Annotated in this window: 14 protein-coding genes; 6 read left to right on the top strand and 8 right to left on the bottom strand. The window is 69.0% G+C overall.

The window, feature by feature from the left end; translation table 11 throughout:
• Window positions 1-5: 5 nt before the first annotated feature.
• Both dnaG and DS843_RS03995 read right to left on the bottom strand, forming a co-directional pair.
• Window positions 6-1,928 carry a DNA primase gene (dnaG, locus tag DS843_RS03990; protein ID WP_149467597.1) on the bottom strand — a complete coding sequence of 641 codons (1,923 nt, stop codon included), beginning with the start codon at window positions 1,926-1,928 and terminating at the stop codon, window positions 6-8.
• Window positions 1,929-1,957: 29 nt separating this feature from the next.
• Entirely contained in the window at window positions 1,958-2,419 is a 462-nt protein-coding gene (locus tag DS843_RS03995) for a GatB/YqeY domain-containing protein (RefSeq protein ID WP_149467598.1), read from the bottom strand.
• Between the two features lie 444 nt (window positions 2,420-2,863).
• On the opposite strand from DS843_RS03995, the gene carA reads away from it, so the two are divergent.
• The gene (gene carA / locus DS843_RS04000) at window positions 2,864-4,039 is read left to right on the top strand and encodes a glutamine-hydrolyzing carbamoyl-phosphate synthase small subunit (protein ID WP_149467599.1); all 1,176 of its coding nucleotides are present in this window, start codon (window positions 2,864-2,866) and stop codon (window positions 4,037-4,039) included.
• Between the two features lie 60 nt (window positions 4,040-4,099).
• On the opposite strand, the gene DS843_RS04005 is transcribed toward carA, so the two are convergent.
• A complete protein-coding gene (locus DS843_RS04005; RefSeq protein WP_149467600.1) occupies window positions 4,100-4,300 on the bottom strand; it encodes a hypothetical protein in 201 nt (66 codons plus the stop codon).
• Window positions 4,301-4,554: 254 nt separating this feature from the next.
• On the opposite strand from DS843_RS04005, the gene DS843_RS04010 reads away from it, so the two are divergent.
• Together DS843_RS04010 and DS843_RS04015 are read left to right on the top strand one after the other, a co-directional pair.
• A complete protein-coding gene (locus tag DS843_RS04010; RefSeq protein ID WP_167525192.1) occupies window positions 4,555-7,626 on the top strand; it encodes a response regulator in 3,072 nt (1,023 codons plus the stop codon).
• A gap of 91 nt (window positions 7,627-7,717) precedes the next feature.
• Window positions 7,718-7,972, top strand: a complete 255-nt coding sequence (locus DS843_RS04015; protein WP_208852176.1) for an HNH endonuclease — start codon at window positions 7,718-7,720, stop codon at window positions 7,970-7,972.
• A 38-nt stretch (window positions 7,973-8,010) separates the two neighbouring features.
• Here DS843_RS04015 and DS843_RS04020 read toward each other — a convergent pair whose 3' ends face one another.
• Together DS843_RS04020 and serA are read right to left on the bottom strand one after the other, a co-directional pair.
• Window positions 8,011-8,745 carry a hypothetical protein gene (locus DS843_RS04020; protein WP_149467603.1) on the bottom strand — a complete coding sequence of 245 codons (735 nt, stop codon included), beginning with the start codon at window positions 8,743-8,745 and terminating at the stop codon, window positions 8,011-8,013.
• Between the two features lie 53 nt (window positions 8,746-8,798).
• Window positions 8,799-10,061 carry a phosphoglycerate dehydrogenase gene (gene serA, locus DS843_RS04025; protein WP_149467604.1) on the bottom strand — a complete coding sequence of 421 codons (1,263 nt, stop codon included), beginning with the start codon at window positions 10,059-10,061 and terminating at the stop codon, window positions 8,799-8,801.
• Between the two features lie 215 nt (window positions 10,062-10,276).
• Here serA and arsC point away from each other — a divergent pair, with 215 nt between their 5' ends.
• Window positions 10,277-10,618, top strand: coding sequence for an arsenate reductase (glutaredoxin) (gene arsC, locus DS843_RS04030; protein ID WP_149467605.1), 342 nt, complete (start codon window positions 10,277-10,279; stop codon window positions 10,616-10,618).
• Window positions 10,619-11,560 (top strand): 50S ribosomal protein L3 N(5)-glutamine methyltransferase, encoded by a 942-nt coding sequence (prmB, locus tag DS843_RS04035; RefSeq protein ID WP_149467606.1) that lies wholly within the window; start codon window positions 10,619-10,621, stop codon window positions 11,558-11,560.
• A 13-nt stretch (window positions 11,561-11,573) separates the two neighbouring features.
• On the opposite strand, the gene DS843_RS04040 is transcribed toward prmB, so the two are convergent.
• Window positions 11,574-12,164, bottom strand: coding sequence for a GNAT family N-acetyltransferase (locus DS843_RS04040; protein WP_149467607.1), 591 nt, complete (start codon window positions 12,162-12,164; stop codon window positions 11,574-11,576).
• 363 nt (window positions 12,165-12,527) lie between these two features.
• Between DS843_RS04040 and DS843_RS04045 the strand changes: the two genes are divergently transcribed.
• Window positions 12,528-12,866: a hypothetical protein gene (locus DS843_RS04045; protein ID WP_149467608.1), complete on the top strand. Its 339-nt coding sequence runs from the start codon at window positions 12,528-12,530 to the stop codon at window positions 12,864-12,866.
• A 21-nt stretch (window positions 12,867-12,887) separates the two neighbouring features.
• On the opposite strand, the gene pssA is transcribed toward DS843_RS04045, so the two are convergent.
• Window positions 12,888-13,769 (bottom strand): CDP-diacylglycerol--serine O-phosphatidyltransferase, encoded by an 882-nt coding sequence (gene pssA, locus DS843_RS04050; RefSeq protein ID WP_149467609.1) that lies wholly within the window; start codon window positions 13,767-13,769, stop codon window positions 12,888-12,890.
• Complete coding sequence (locus DS843_RS04055) at window positions 13,766-14,464, bottom strand: phosphatidylserine decarboxylase (RefSeq protein ID WP_149467610.1); 699 nt, start codon at window positions 14,462-14,464, stop codon at window positions 13,766-13,768. Before DS843_RS04055 ends, pssA begins: the two co-directional genes overlap by 4 nt.
• Between the last annotated feature and the right edge of the window lie 54 nt (window positions 14,465-14,518).

Here is a 14,518-nt window from a genome sequence, read left to right on the forward strand (position 1 = left end):
GGGCGCTATGCATCGTCGAGATCCTCGTCATCCGTCATACCCATTCCGGACCTGATGACCTCCTGTTGAAGGGCCACGACCCGCGCGAAGTTCGCCTCGCTGTTGTCACGGGCCAATGCCGCCTCCGCCTCTCTCAAATCGGCCATCACCTGCCTGTGATGCAGGTGATGCCATGTCGGCCACCACCCCCGCTTCGCGTCCAGGGAGGATGCGTCCGGGCGTGCAAAGCCGGCATGGACATAGGTCGACTCGCTGAGCAGAGAGCGGACAATGGTATCATAGCCGGCGGAAGACAAGTGGCGACAAAGCGATGCGGCGTCAAGCCCCGAGTCGTTTTCCCGCCGTTCGGCAAGCAATCCGATGACGGCTTGGCGCAATTCCTCCAATTCCCGGTCGGGAAAAGGCAGCATGCCCAACGATTCGCCCAACTCGTCGAAAAGTTCGGGGTGGTTGATGATCACCGCCAGCAGGACGCGCTCCCGCGCGGCGGCGAGATTGCCGGGGTTGCGGCGGCGGTGGCCGGGCGGCGGCGCGGTGCGCAGGCCCGGCAGGCCCGGCGTGTGCCGGCGCGTCGGCTGGCCGAAGCGCCCTCCCCCTTGCCACTGTCCGCCGGGCACCCAGGGGCCGCGGTCGTTGCGCTGGCGCGGCGGCGGGGCGAAGGCCTCGTCGACGCGGCGGCGCATCTCCGTGCGGTAGAAGACCTGCACGTCGCGGTCGGCGATCTGGCTCACCCGCGCCTCCAGCGCGGCCTTCACCGCCGCCTTTGATTCGGGGGTGTCGGTGGGCTTGCCCTCGGTCTCCATGCGCCAGACCGCCTCGGACAGCGGGATGGCGGCACCCAGCACCTCCTGCATGGCGCGGGGGCCTTGCTGGCGGATCAGGCTGTCGGGGTCCTCCCCTTCCGGCAGGAAGGCGACGCGCGCGGATTGGCCGGGGGCGAGGTGCGGCAGGATGCGCTCCACCGCCCGCCACGCCGCCCGGCGCCCGGCCTTGTCGCCGTCGAAGCAGAGGAAGGGCACCTTCTCCGCGTCGGGGATCAGCTTCCACAGCTCCTGCACCTGCGTTTCGGTCAGGGCGGTGCCGAGCGGCGCCACCGCGCCCTCGAAGCCGGCGCGGACCAGCGCGATCACATCCATGTAGCCTTCGGCGACGATCACCGGCTTGCCGTCCGCCGCCGCCTGCCGCGCCCGCGACAGGCCGTACAACAGCGTGCCTTTGTGAAACAGCGGCGTGTCGGCGGTGTTGACGTATTTCGGGCCGTCGCCTTCCAGGATGCGCCCGCCGAAGGCGACCACCCGGCCCCGCCGGTCGGTCACCGGAAAGATCACCCGGTTGCGGAAGAAGCTGTAGGGCGCGCGCCCGTCCTCCGGCCGCTTCAGCAGTCCGGCGGTGACCATGTCCTCTTCCGAGAAGCCCTGCTTCAGAAGCTGGCCGCGCAGCGCGCCGGAATCGCCGGGGGCGAAGCCCAGGCGGAAGCGGGCCATGCTGTCGGTGTCCAGCCCGCGCCGCTGGAAATACTCCAGACCGGCGCGGCCCGCGGGGGCGTGAAGCTGCTGCTCGAACCAGCGGGCGGCCTGCTCCACCAGATCATGCAGAGTCTTGCGCCGCTCGTAGCGCTGCTTGTCCTCTTCCGTGGCGCGGGGAACCGGCATGCCCGCCTCGCCGGCCAGCGCCTCCACCGCCTCCGGGAAGGCGAGGTTGTCGTGGCGCATGACGAAGCCGATGATGTCGCCGTGGGCCCCGCAACCGAAGCAATGAAAGAACCCCTTCTGGTCGTTGACGTAGAAGGAAGGGGACTTCTCGTTGTGGAAGGGGCACGGGGCCTTGTATTCGCGTCCGGCGCGGATCAGGCGCAGGCGCTTGCCCACCACGTCCGACAGGGCCAGACGGGTGCGCAGTTCCTCCAGGAATTGGGGCGGGAAGGCCATGGGCAGGCGGCACCCGAGCTATGGCAGGATCAGCAGGCCGAAAGCTGTTGCTTCACGGTGCCGCTGACCTTGGCGAAGTCCATCTGGCCGGCGTAGCGCACCTTCAGTTCCGCCATCACCTTTCCCATGTCCTTGATGCAGGTGGCGCCGACCTCCGCGACCACCGTCTTCACGGCGGCGGCCACTTCCTCGTCCGACATCTGCTTGGGCAGGAAGCCCTCGATGACGGCGATCTCCTCGCGCTCCTGCTCGGCCAGTTCCAGGCGCCCGCCCTGCTCGTACAGCTTGATCGACTCGCCGCGCTGCTTGATCATCGTCTGCAGCATGGAGAGGATTTCCGCCTCGTCGATGCCGTCGGTGACGCCGCGCGAGCGCGCCGCGATGTCCCGGTCCTTCAGCGCGGCCAGGATCAGGCGCACGGTCGAGACGGCGCGCTGGTTCTTGGCGAGCATCGCCTGCTTCAAAGATTCGTTCAGGCGCGTGCGCAGCATGCGTGTGTCCTCGTGTTCATCAGGTCGATAACGATCAACATCGGATCGGGAACATCCGCACCGTTTCCGGAAACCCAGGGGGATTTCAGCGGGGGCCAGCGCGAACCGGCAATATTCCTAAATTTGCATCGGATTGCCACGTCAATTCCGAAGAGCCGCCTCCTGCGCCCTTCCCGAAGCCCTCTCCAGTCCAAGCCCCACCGGCGGAACACGGCGAATATGCAAACGCGCCGCTGGAAATCCGGGTGCCAATCGTCATATACGGTTGACCGGCCCACCCGTCCCGACTAATCGATCCAGGCTCAGACACCCGACCGCAAGGAACCGGGATGGCGGGGCACGGACCGACGACGACGCGTGCGCCCAGCGGGACGGGACGCGGCGCCGACGTTCCGCGATGCATGTCATATGTGGCCCGCGGCGGCTCTTGATAAGGTCTGAAGGATGGCTCAATCGACTCTCCCGGCGGGCGATGCCGGCGCTTACACCGGTGTCCTGGTTCTGGCCGACGGCACCGTCTTCAAGGGCCGAGGCATCGGTGCAGTGGGGGATTCGGTGGGCGAGGTGTGCTTCAACACCTCCATGACCGGCTATCAGGAAATCCTGACCGACCCCAGCTACGCCGGCCAGATCATCACCTTCACCTTCCCGCACATCGGCAACACCGGCGCCAACCCGGAAGACATCGAGACGGTGACCCCCGCCGCGCGCGGCCTGATCCTGCGCGCCGACATCACCGATCCGTCGAACTGGCGCGCCACCCGCCATCTGGACGACTGGCTGAAGAGCTACGGGCTGGTCGGCCTCGCCGGCATCGACACCCGCCGCCTGACCCGCCGCATCCGCGATCTGGGCGCGCCCAACGGCGTCGTCGCCCACGCGCCGGACGGCAGGTTCGACCTGGACGCTCTGGTCGCCAAGGCCAAGGGCTGGCCGGGGCTGGAGGGCATGGACCTTGCCAAGGACGTCTCCTGCCGCCAGACCTACGGCTGGGACGAGAGCGCCTGGACGCTCGGTGCCGGCTACGGCAAGCAGGAGACCCCGCGCTTCCACGTCGTGGCGATGGATTTCGGCGCCAAGCGCAACATCCTGCGCTGTCTTGCCGCCTCCGGCTGCAAGGTGACGGTCGTTCCGGGCACCGCCACGGTCGATGAGGTGATGCGCCACAAGCCGGACGGCGTCTTCCTGTCGAACGGCCCCGGCGACCCCGCGGCCACCGGCGAATACGCCGTGCCGACCATCAAGGGCCTGCTGGACACCGGACTGCCGATGTTCGGCATCTGCCTGGGCCACCAGATGCTGTCGCTGGCGCTGGGCGCCAAGACGAAGAAGATGCCGCTGGGCCACCGCGGCGCCAACCATCCGGTGAAGGATCTGGCCTCCGGCCGCGTTGAGATCACCAGCCAGAACCACGGCTTCGTGGTGATGGAGGAGACCCTGCCCGCCGACGCCGAGGTGACCCACGTCAGCCTGTTCGACGGCTCCAACGAGGGCATCCGGCTCAAGAACAAGCCGGTCTTCTCGGTGCAGTATCACCCCGAAGCCTCGCCCGGCCCGCAGGACAGCCATTATCTGTTCGACCGGTTCGTGGCTCTGATGGACGGCAAGCAGCCGGCCTGACGCCCTGAAGGCATGATGCCCAATGAGGAAAAGGAGCCGCTTGCGGCTCCTTTTCGCTGTTCAGGAGCGGTTCCGCGGCTCCATGCGCTTCACCCCGCCATAGGGGATGGCTCCGCCGCGCCCGCCGGGCGATCCGGCGGGTTGTCCGAAATCGGCGCTGTCGCATTCCGGCGCGGCTTTGTCCCTCGCGGCGCCCCGCCCCGCCGGCGGCTCGTCCTTCGGGCGCTGGTCCGCCCGACCTTCCTTCCGATGTTCGTCCATGGCGCAATCTCCCCGTTCGGCAACCGGAATCACGGTCCGAACCGGTCCGGCAGACATCCTCCACCGGCCCTTCCATCCGGTCTGCCTCCTTTTCCGCCAACAGCGTCCGGTTGGGCGGGTTCCACCTCTATCCACCCACCTTTTATAGATTCCCCCTCACAGCCGAAGGGCAGTCAAAGCTGTGTCCTTTGCCGCCGGACTCTGCGATGGTTATGGACGCGCCCCGCACCGTTCATACGGGAGTATGGTATCTCGTGCCTGTGCACGCGGAGGATGAAGACACCGCCATCGAAAACGGCGGAGCACCCGGCGACGACCGGCCCAAGGCCGGCGGCCTGTCGCTCCGCACCGGGCTGGTGTTGCTGGTCATGGCGGCGATGCTGCCGATGCTGGGGTTCGCCGGCTGGACGGTCTTCCGCATGGCCGAGACGCAGAGCGCCGCGATCGAGCGGTCCGGCCAGGATCTGGCCCGGACGCTGGCCGTCGCCGTGGACCGCGAACTCATGGCGATGGAGACGGCGCTCCAGGTCCTGACCACCTCCCCGCATCTCGACAAGGGCGATCTCGCCGCCTTCCACCGGCAGGCGACCGAGGTGCTTCACCACAAGAGCGCCCGGCGCGAGGGCGTCCACATCGTTCTGAGCAACGCCCAGGGCCAGCAGCTTGTCAACACGCGCCGCCCGTTCGGCGATCCGCTTCCCCGCGCCGCGGTTGCCGGCTTGATCCGGCGGACGGCGGAAAGCGGCCAGACCCAGATCTCCGAGATCTTCACCGGCTCCGTCGCCCAGCGCCCCCTGGTCGCCGTCGCGCTGCCCATCACGCGCAGCGGACCGTCGGAACTCGTCCTGACCATGAACATTCCGGCTGAACTGTTCATCGACATCCTGCGCCGGCAGGGGCTTCCGGACGGGTGGATCGCCGCCCTGTGGGACCGGCAGGGCTTCTTCATCACGCGGACCGCGGCACCCGACTCCTTCACCGGCACGGCGATCCCGGCGGAGGTGTTCCGCCGGACCGCTTCGGCCAGTTCCGGCACCTTCTCCCTCGTCGCGCGGGATGGCACGCCGTTGTTCAACGCCTTCGCCCGATCGGAACTGTCGGGCTGGACCGTCGCCGTCGGCGTGCCGCAGGATCTGATCGCGGAACCCCTGCGCCGCTCGGTCACGCTGGTGCTGACGGGTGGCGGCCTGCTTCTGCTCGTCAGTCTGGCCATGGTGCTGGCGGTCGGGCGGCGCATCGCCGACCCGGTCGCGGCGCTGGCCGGCTCCGCCCTGGCGCTGGGGCGCGACGGCCCGCACGCCCCCGCGCCGATGATCGCCCCCGCGCCGATCCGCGAGGTCAACGCGGTCGCCGGCGCCCTGAACCGGGCCGCCCGCCGGCTGCGCGACAGCGAGGCGCAGCAGCGGCTGGTGATGGAGGTCGTCGGGCTGGGAGTGTGGCGCTTCGACACGCGCAGCCGCCGCTTCCACGGGTCGGACCGCACCGCCGCCCTGCTCGGAGTCCCGGCGCTGGACGGCGCCTCGGTCGAATCCTGGATTCGCAACGTCGCGGCGGACCACCGCAACGCCATCCGCGCCGCGCTCTACCGCGACGATCCGTCGAAGGGCGAGCTGGAGGCGGAATTCCCGGTGGGATCGCCCGACGGGCAGGTGCGCTGGTTGGCGATGCGCGGGTCCTGCCTGACCGATCCGGACGGCGCCGCCCGCGCCGTCGGCATCCTGGAAGACGTGACGGAGCGCCGCCGCGCCCATGAGATGCAGTTGGGCGAGCTGGTGGACCGCCACGCCTCCGACCGCCGCCTGTTCGCCGCGATCATCGAAAGCTCCACGGACCTGATCGTCGCGGTCGATCAGGAGCTTCGCTACATCCTCTTCAACGGCGCCTACCAGCGGGAGATGGAGGCGCTGTACGGCCACCGCCCCGCCATCGGCCAAAGCCTGCTGGACACGCTGAAGCATCTGCCTACGGCGCAGGTCACCACGGAGTCCCTGTGGAGCCGCGCGCTGGGCGGGGAGCGCTTCACCATCGTGGAGGAGCTGGGCGACCCCGACCTGACGCGCAAGCGCTACGAGCTGGCCTTCGGCACCATCCTGGACGCCAGCGGGCGGCGCATCGGCGCCTATCACGTCGCCCGCGACGTGGAGGAACAGGAACGCACCCAGCAGGCGCTCCGCGAGATCGAGGAGACGCTGCATCAGGCCCGCAAGATGGAGGCCATCGGCCAGCTCACCGGCGGCATCGCCCACGACTTCAACAACCTGCTCCAGGCCATCGGGACGTCCCTCTACCTCCTGCGCTCCGCCTGCGAGAGCGGCGGCGCCCATCTCCAGGCGCTGGACATGGCCGAGAAGGCGGTGGAGCGCGGCGCCACCCTGACCCAGCACCTGCTGGCCTTCTCCCGCCGGCAGCGGCTGGAGCCGAAGACGGTGGACGTCGGCGCCCTGGTCACCGGCATGAGCGGGCTTCTGGAGCGCACGCTGGGCGGCACCACCCGCATCGTGACGGAGACGGAGCCCGACCTGTGGCCGGCGCGGGTGGACCCCAACCAGCTCGAGATGGCCATCCTCAACCTCGCCATCAACGCGCGCGACGCCATGGCGGCGGGCGGTACGCTGACCATACGCACCGGCAATTGCCCGGACGAGGCGGAGGGGCGCCCGCTCGACCTCGCCGCGGGAGACTGCGTGCGCATCGCCGTCACCGACACCGGCAGCGGGATGAGCGAGGAAACCGCGGCGCGCGCCTTCGAACCCTTCTTCACGACGAAGGGCGTCGGTCACGGCACGGGGCTGGGGCTGTCCATGGTGCACGGGCTGGCCGCCCAATCCGGCGGAACGGTGGCGCTGACGACGCGGCTCGGCACCGGGACGACGGTGACGCTCTACCTGCCGCGGGCCGATGCGGAGGAGGATGCGGGCCAGGGCGCCGATCCGCCGCCCGCCGCGCAGACGCCGCCCCGCCCCGCCACCATCCTTCTGGTGGAGGACGAGGCGCTGGTCCGCATGGCGACCGCGACGGTTCTGGAGCATGCCGGTTTCCGCATCATGGAGGCATCCGGCGGTCCCGACGCGCTGGACGTCTTCACCCGCGAACCGGAGGTGGACCTCGTGCTGACCGACTATGCAATGCCCGGCATGACGGGGTTGGAACTGGTCCGGGAACTGCGCGCCCGGTGTCCCGCCCTGCCGGTCCTGATGGTCACCGGCTACGCCGAAATCCAGCGGGCCTCGGCGCTGGAGGGGCTGCCGATCCTGCAGAAACCCTATCGGGCCGACGAGTTGGTCGCCCGCATCCGCGCCGCCCTGCCCACAGCGCCGCCCGGCTGATGGCGGCCGCCTCTTCGGACGCCCGATGCCGCCGCCCGAACCATCCCATCCGCCCTCGTCCCATCCGCCTTGCCCGCTCTGCGGACGCCCGATGGTGCCCGGCCCCAGCCTGAACGAGCACCACCTGATCCCCCGCACCTACGGCGGACGGGAGACGGTGACCATGCACCGCATCTGCCACGCCAAGATCCACGCGGTTCTGAGCGAGGCGGAGTTGCGCGACCGCTACCACACCGTCGCCAGCCTGCGCGCCCACCCGGACATCGCGGCCTTCCTGCGCTGGGTTTCCCGCAAGCCCCCGGAATTCATGGACCGGCACGCCTCCGGACGGGGGCGCCGACGGTGAAGAAGTCCCTCTCCCGGGGCGGGTGGGAGAGGGAACGATCATACCCGCCCGATGTAGCGGTTGATCTCGCCGTCGCAGGAACGGCTGATGCGCTCGTACTCGGCGGAGGTGTCGACCCGGGCCTGGCGCGCGTTGCGCTCGCGCCCGAACTCTTCCATCAACTGGCGCATCGCGGCCTTGATCGGCTGCTCGATCCCCGACATCACCTGCCGTTCGGAGCGGCCCTGCACCGTGCGGGCGCGGGCGACCACCTCTTCCAGCCGGCGCTTCAGAACCGGCACATATTCCCGCAGGAGTTGCTCGTCCACCGCGACGTGGCGCATTTCGTGGGCCAGCACCTCGGCGTGGATGCAACTGCCCTTCGGCAGTTCGCGGGCCACATAGACGGTGCGCTCGTCATAGCCGAAGCTGACGGTCAGGGTCTGCGCCGCGCCGCAATAGCGCCCCTGCCCCAGCGACGCCGTGACGACGCTGACCTGCCATTGCTGATTGTATTGGATGGCGGCCAGACCCAGCGTGTGGGCGTTGGCGGTCCGGCCCGCGACGGGCCGCCGCCCCGGCTTCTGGGCAAGCTGCCGGATGGTTTGGCTGTAATCGGTGCGCAGCGGCGCGACCTGCATGTCCAGAGCCACGCGGGCGGGCGCGAAGTCGGGACAGGGAGCGACCCCGCTCTGGGCCGCCGCCGGGCCCGGAAAGGAAAGCCCTCCCCCGCCCAGGACGAGGAGCGACAGGAGACCGGCGCGCAGGAACGGGCGGAACGGGGAAAGGGTCATTCCGCCTATGTCGGTGCGGCCCCCGCCGACGGCAAGGGCCGCGCTCCCGAACCTCAGCAGCCGCCGAGCTTGCCCGGATAGAGGAAGCGGGCCTTCAACGTGCCCTCGATGGCGCGCAGGTCGCTCGCCACCTCGTTCTCGTCCACGTCGCCGTCCACATCCACCACGACATAGCCCAGTTCCGGGTCGGTCTGGAGATACTGCGCGGCGATGTTCAAATTGCGGCCCGAGAAGACCTCGTTGATCTTGCGCAGCACGCCCGGGCGGTTCTCGTGGACGTGCAGGAAGCGCGTGCAACCGGCGTGGACCGGCAGGCCGACCTGCGGGAAGTTCACCGCCCCCATGGTCGAGCCGTTGTCCGAATACTCGATCAGCTTCTGCGACACCTCGGTGCCGATGTTGGCCTGCGCCTCCATCGTGGAACCGCCGATGTGCGGGGTCAGGATGACGTTGTCCAGCCCGCGCAGCGCGCTCTCGAACACCTCCTGGTCGCCGCCCGGCTCCTTCGGGAACACGTCGATGGCGGCCCCCAGCAGGTGCTTGTCCTTGAGGGCGGCGGCCAGCGCCTCGATCACCACGACCTTGCCGCGGGCGGCGTTGATCAGGTGGGCGCCCTTCTTCATGGCGCGGATCTGCGCCTCGCCGATCATGTCGCGGGTCTGCGGGGTGTCGGGAACGTGCAGGGTCACCACGTCGGACACCGCCAGCAGCTCCTCCAGCGAGTGGCAGGGCTGGGCGTTGCCGAGCGCCAGCTTGTTCACCACGTCGTAGTAACGGACCTTCATGCCCATCGATTCGGCCATGATCGACACCTGCGTGCCGATGTGGCCGTAGCCGACGATGCCCAGCGTCTTGCCGCGGATCTCGTAGCTGTCCTTGGCCGACTTCATCCAGCCGCCGCCATGCACGAGGTTCGACTTCGGGAAGATGCCACGCATCAGCATGATGATCTCGCCGATCACCAGCTCCGCCACCGACCGGGTGTTCGAATAGGGCGCGTTGAAGACCGGGATGCCGAGCCGGCGCGCGGCCTTCAGATCGACCTGATTCGTGCCGATGCAGAAGCAGCCGACGCTGAACAGACGGGTCGCCGCCTCCAGCACCTTGGCGGTCAGATGGGTGCGTGAGCGGATGCCCAGCATGTGGACGGACCCGATGCGCTCCAGCAGTTCCGATTCGTCCAGCGCGTGCGGCAGGCGCTCCACGGTGGCGTAGCCGCCGTGCGCCAGCTCGTTGATGGCGTTGTCGTGAACGCCTTCCAGCAGCAGGATGTTGATCTTGTCCTTGGAGAGCGAAAGCTTCGTCACGGCCGGCATCCGTCGAAATGAATGGCCCCGCACGCGGCGGGCCGCACCAAAATGCGAGCGCGCAAGGTAATGCCAAGCGCCGGCCTTGTCACGCGAGGGATGTTGCGTTGCCGCCGCCATTCCGCATGGCGGGTTGGCGCGGCACGCGGGGCGGGTGTATTCCTGCAACAGGCAATCTCAAGGCCCCCGAACACAAGGCCGGGAAGAGCGAGGGAAACACCGGGATGAGCGACGTCACCATCTACCACAACCCGCGCTGCACCAAGTCGCGCCAGACGCTGGAGCTTCTGAGGTCCAGGGGGGTCGAGCCCACCGTCGTGGAGTATTTGAAGACCCCGCCCGGCGCCGGGGAGCTGAAGGCCATCCTGGGCAAGCTGGGCAAGGGCCCGCGCGACATCCTGCGGTCCAAGGAAGCGGCGGAGGCCGGGATCGCCAAGGATCTGGACGGCGACGCCCTGATCGCCGCCCTGTCCGCCAACCCCGCCGCCATCGAGCGTCCCATCGTCGTCAAGGGCGACAAGGCCCGTCTGGGCCGTCCGCCGGAAAGCGTTCTGGAGATCCTGTAAGTGACCAAACCCTCCCTGGACCTCAGCCCCGCCGACGCAGCGACCGAGCTGCGCACCGTCCGCGACCTGATCCGCTACGGCGTCAGCCGCTTCAACGAGGCCGAGCTGGACTACGGCCACGGCACCACCAACGCCTATGACGAGGCGGTCTTCATGGTGCTGGAAGGGCTGAGCCTGCCCATCGACCAGCTCGACCCCTATGTGGACGCCCGCCTGACCCTGGCGGAGCGCCGCAAGGTGGCCGACCTTCTGCACGCCCGCGTGGAGACCCGCAAGCCGGCCTCCTACCTGCTGAACAAGGCGTACATCCAGGGCATCCCCTTCTATGTGGACGAGCGGGTGATCGTCCCGCGCTCCTACATCGGGGAAATCCTGTTCTCCGACCTGATCGGCGGCGACGACTTCACGCTGGTGGAGGACCCGACGGAGGTGGAGCGGGTGCTGGATCTCTGCACCGGCTCCGGCTGCCTCGCCATCCTGGCCGCGCAGATCTTCCCGGAGGCCCAGGTGGACGCCGTGGACCTGTCCGCCGACGCGCTGGAGGTGGCCAAGCGCAACGTCGCCGACAGCGGGTTCGAGGACCGCATCGCGCTGCACCACGGCGACCTCTTCGCTCCGCTGAAGAACCGCAAGTACGACGTCATCATCACCAACCCGCCCTATGTGGACGCCGAGGCGATGGCCGCCCTGCCGCCGGAGTTCCGGCACGAGCCGGAAATGGCCCTGGCGTCGGGCGAGGACGGGCTGGACATCGTGCGCCGCATCCTGAAGGAGGCGCCCAAGCACCTGACGCCGGACGGCGGCCTGCTCTGCGAGTTCGGCACGGGCCGCGAGATCCTGGAGGCCGAATATCCCGACCTGGACTTCTTCTGGGTGGAGACCGCCAACAGCTTCGGCGAGGTCTTCTGGCTGACCCGCGACCAGTTGAAGGCGGCCAAGTAACCAAACCGCGCAGCTAGACCGCGCGCCGAAGAAGGACGCTTCCCCCCTGGTGCGGCAGCCGCTCGTGCCAGGGGAGGTCGGCGCGCCCGATCTCCTGGAAGCCCTGCCGGGCGTAGAGGCGGCGCGCGTCGGCGTTGTCGGCCCAGACATGCAGCGTCACCCGGTCGAACCGGCCGCTGCGCGCCCGTCCATACACCCAATCGAGAAGCTGGGCGGCGATGCCGCGGCGGCGCCACGCCGGATCGACGGCCAGCGCCGACAGGAAATAGCTGCCCCAATCCTGCACCCGGTTGAAATCCTCCATATGGGCCAGCCGGTCGGCGGGCAGGCCGGTGTAGTCCTGGGTCCTGATCCAGTCCACGGGATAGGCGTGGGCGACCCCGACGATCCGCCCCGCCGCTTCCGCCACGCCGGAATGGCGGTGGGAGAAGGACCCCGACGTGCCCGCCAGCCCCGGCACCAGCATCTCCGCCGCCGTCTGGCCGGGAACCAGCCCGTCGAGCAGGAATTCGTAGACGCCGCCGCCGGCCATATCGATCAGCCGCGCCAACTCCGGCGCGTCGTCCGGCTCAGCCGGGCGGATGTGGATGCCGTTGTCGTTCATGGTCGGCGTTTCCTGCTGGTTGCGTCCTTTCCCTCTCCCGCCCCGGGAGAGGGTGCCCGCATAGCGGGCGGGTGAGGGTAGCGGCAAGGATCAAGTGCCAACCCGTTGCCGGCACCCTCACCCTTCCCACGCCTGCGGCGCGGGTCCCTTCCCTCTCCCGGGGCGGGAGAGGGCTTTTCAAGACCTTTCCCGACTCCATTGACCACCGCTGCCCATCACCCTATCCTGCCGGGCATGATGGAACGTCTCCTTACCCTGGGTCTGCGAATTAGCAGCCCGGTTCTCATGTGAGAGCCGGGGCCTTCGCGCGTCTGCAGGTCTGATCCTGCGCTCATCGACTCAAGACCAAGGTAAGAGCGACCCATGTCCACCGTCATGCTGTCCACCGCCACCCTGGCGGCGCCCGCCGCCGAATCCCGTCCGACCGATCCGAACCGCCTCGTGCGCTTCGCCCTGCGGGCCGACGCCGATCCCGGCACCCTGCCCCGCGTGCTGGAGCTGTTCGCCAAGCGCGGCCTCGTCCCCCTGTCGCTGAGCAGCCGCCTGCTGGGCGACGAGCTGGCGGTGGAGGTCGAGACGTCCGGCATGGTGGCCGCCGAGTCGAACCATGTCGGCAACTGCCTGCGCCAGATCCCGATGGTCCTGACGGTCACCGTGACCGAGCGCACCGTCCCCGTGGACCTGCCCGCCGCCGCCGAGTGACGGCGGCGGCGGGCAAACCGTTTAGTCGATCGCCGTCTTCGTGGTTTCCGGCGAAGACGGCGGCACCGCCGCCGAGTCCTCCACGGGAGCCTCCACGGTTTCCTGCATCAATTGGGCAGCGTGCTGCAGCTTGCGGAACTGCGCCACCGAGAAGGGCAGGCTCGCCAGATAGGCGAGGCCGACGAAAGCCAGGGTCCACCAGGGCTGGCTGACCAGCGAGGCGGCCAGAAGGCCGACGCCGACCAGACCCGGCACCACATACTGGGTCGGCACCCGCATGCCCTTGAACGAGAAGGTGGGCAGCGTGCTGACCATCAGCCCGCCCATCGCCAGCGTCCAGGGCACCACGACGGCCGGATGGCCGGCGATGTCCGGCCCGGCTTCGAAGCCGATGACCATCGGCAGCACGGCCAGACCGGCGCCCGCCGGGGCCGGAACCCCGGTGAAGTAGTTGAAGGCCCAGGGCGGCAGTTCCACGTCCAGGCGGGAGTTGAAGCGGGCCAGCCGCAGCGCCGCGCAGACCGCGTAGGCCATGGCGGCGATCCAGCCCAGGCTGCCGGCGCCGTTCAGCGCCCACAGATACATCATGAAGGCGGGGGCCACGCCGAAGCTGATGACGTCGGACAGGCTGTCCAGCTCGGCGCCGAACTTGCTCTGCCCGTTCAGCAGGCGCGCGATCCGCCCGTCCAGCGCGTCGAGGATCGCCGCGATGACGATGCAGATGACCGCCTGCTCCCACCGCTCGTGCATGGCGAAGCGGATGGCCGTCAGGCCGGAGCACAACGCCAGCACCGTCAGCACGTTGGGCAGAAGATGGTTGATCGACAACCCCTTCAGCCGCGGATGCGGGCGGCGCGCCCGGCGCTTGCGGAACACTGCCGGCTTGAAGACCGGTCGCTTCATCGGCGGACATCCCCTTGCCGTTGCGGTTCGGTGGCGGTCAGGTCGGCCAGGACGGTCTCGCCGCCGATCGCCGTCTGCCCGACGCAGACCAGCGGGACCACGCCGTCCGGCAGATACACGTCGGTGCGGCTGCCGAATCGGATCAGGCCGAACCGCTCGCCCGCCTTGACCTCCTGCCCGGCCCTCACCCAGTAGAGGATGCGGCGGGCGACGAGGCCGGCGATCTGCACATAGGCAATCTCACGCCCGTCGGGAAGACGGTGGCGGAAGGCGGCGCGCTCGTTTTCCTCGCTGGCCTTGTCCAGGGCGGCGTTCACGAAGGTGCCCTTGTGATACTCCGCCGCCACGACGGTGCCGTCCGCCGGCACGCGGTTGACGTGCACGTTGAAGACGTTGAGGAAGATGCTGACGCGGGTCAGCGGCTTGTCGCCCATGCCCAGCTCCGGCGGCGGAACCGCGGGAACGATCATGGTCACGCGCCCGTCGGCGGGGCTGACCAGCAGGCCGGGGCGCGTCGGCGTCACGCGATCGGGATCGCGGAAGAAATACACGCACCACAGGGTGAGAACGAGCCCCAGCCAGCCCAGCGGCTCCGCCACGGCAAGCCCGAGAATCAGGGAGACCACGGCGAAGGCGGCAATGAAGGGCCAGCCGGCGCGGTGGATCGGAACGACTACGGTATTGAGGGCGGACATCGCCGGTTACTTCAGCCTCGGATCGTTGGAGCGGCGCATTCTAGACAGCATCCC

Source organism: Roseomonas genomospecies 6 (assembly GCF_008365375.1).
In the GTDB taxonomy this organism is placed as follows: domain Bacteria; phylum Pseudomonadota; class Alphaproteobacteria; order Azospirillales; family Azospirillaceae; genus Azospirillum.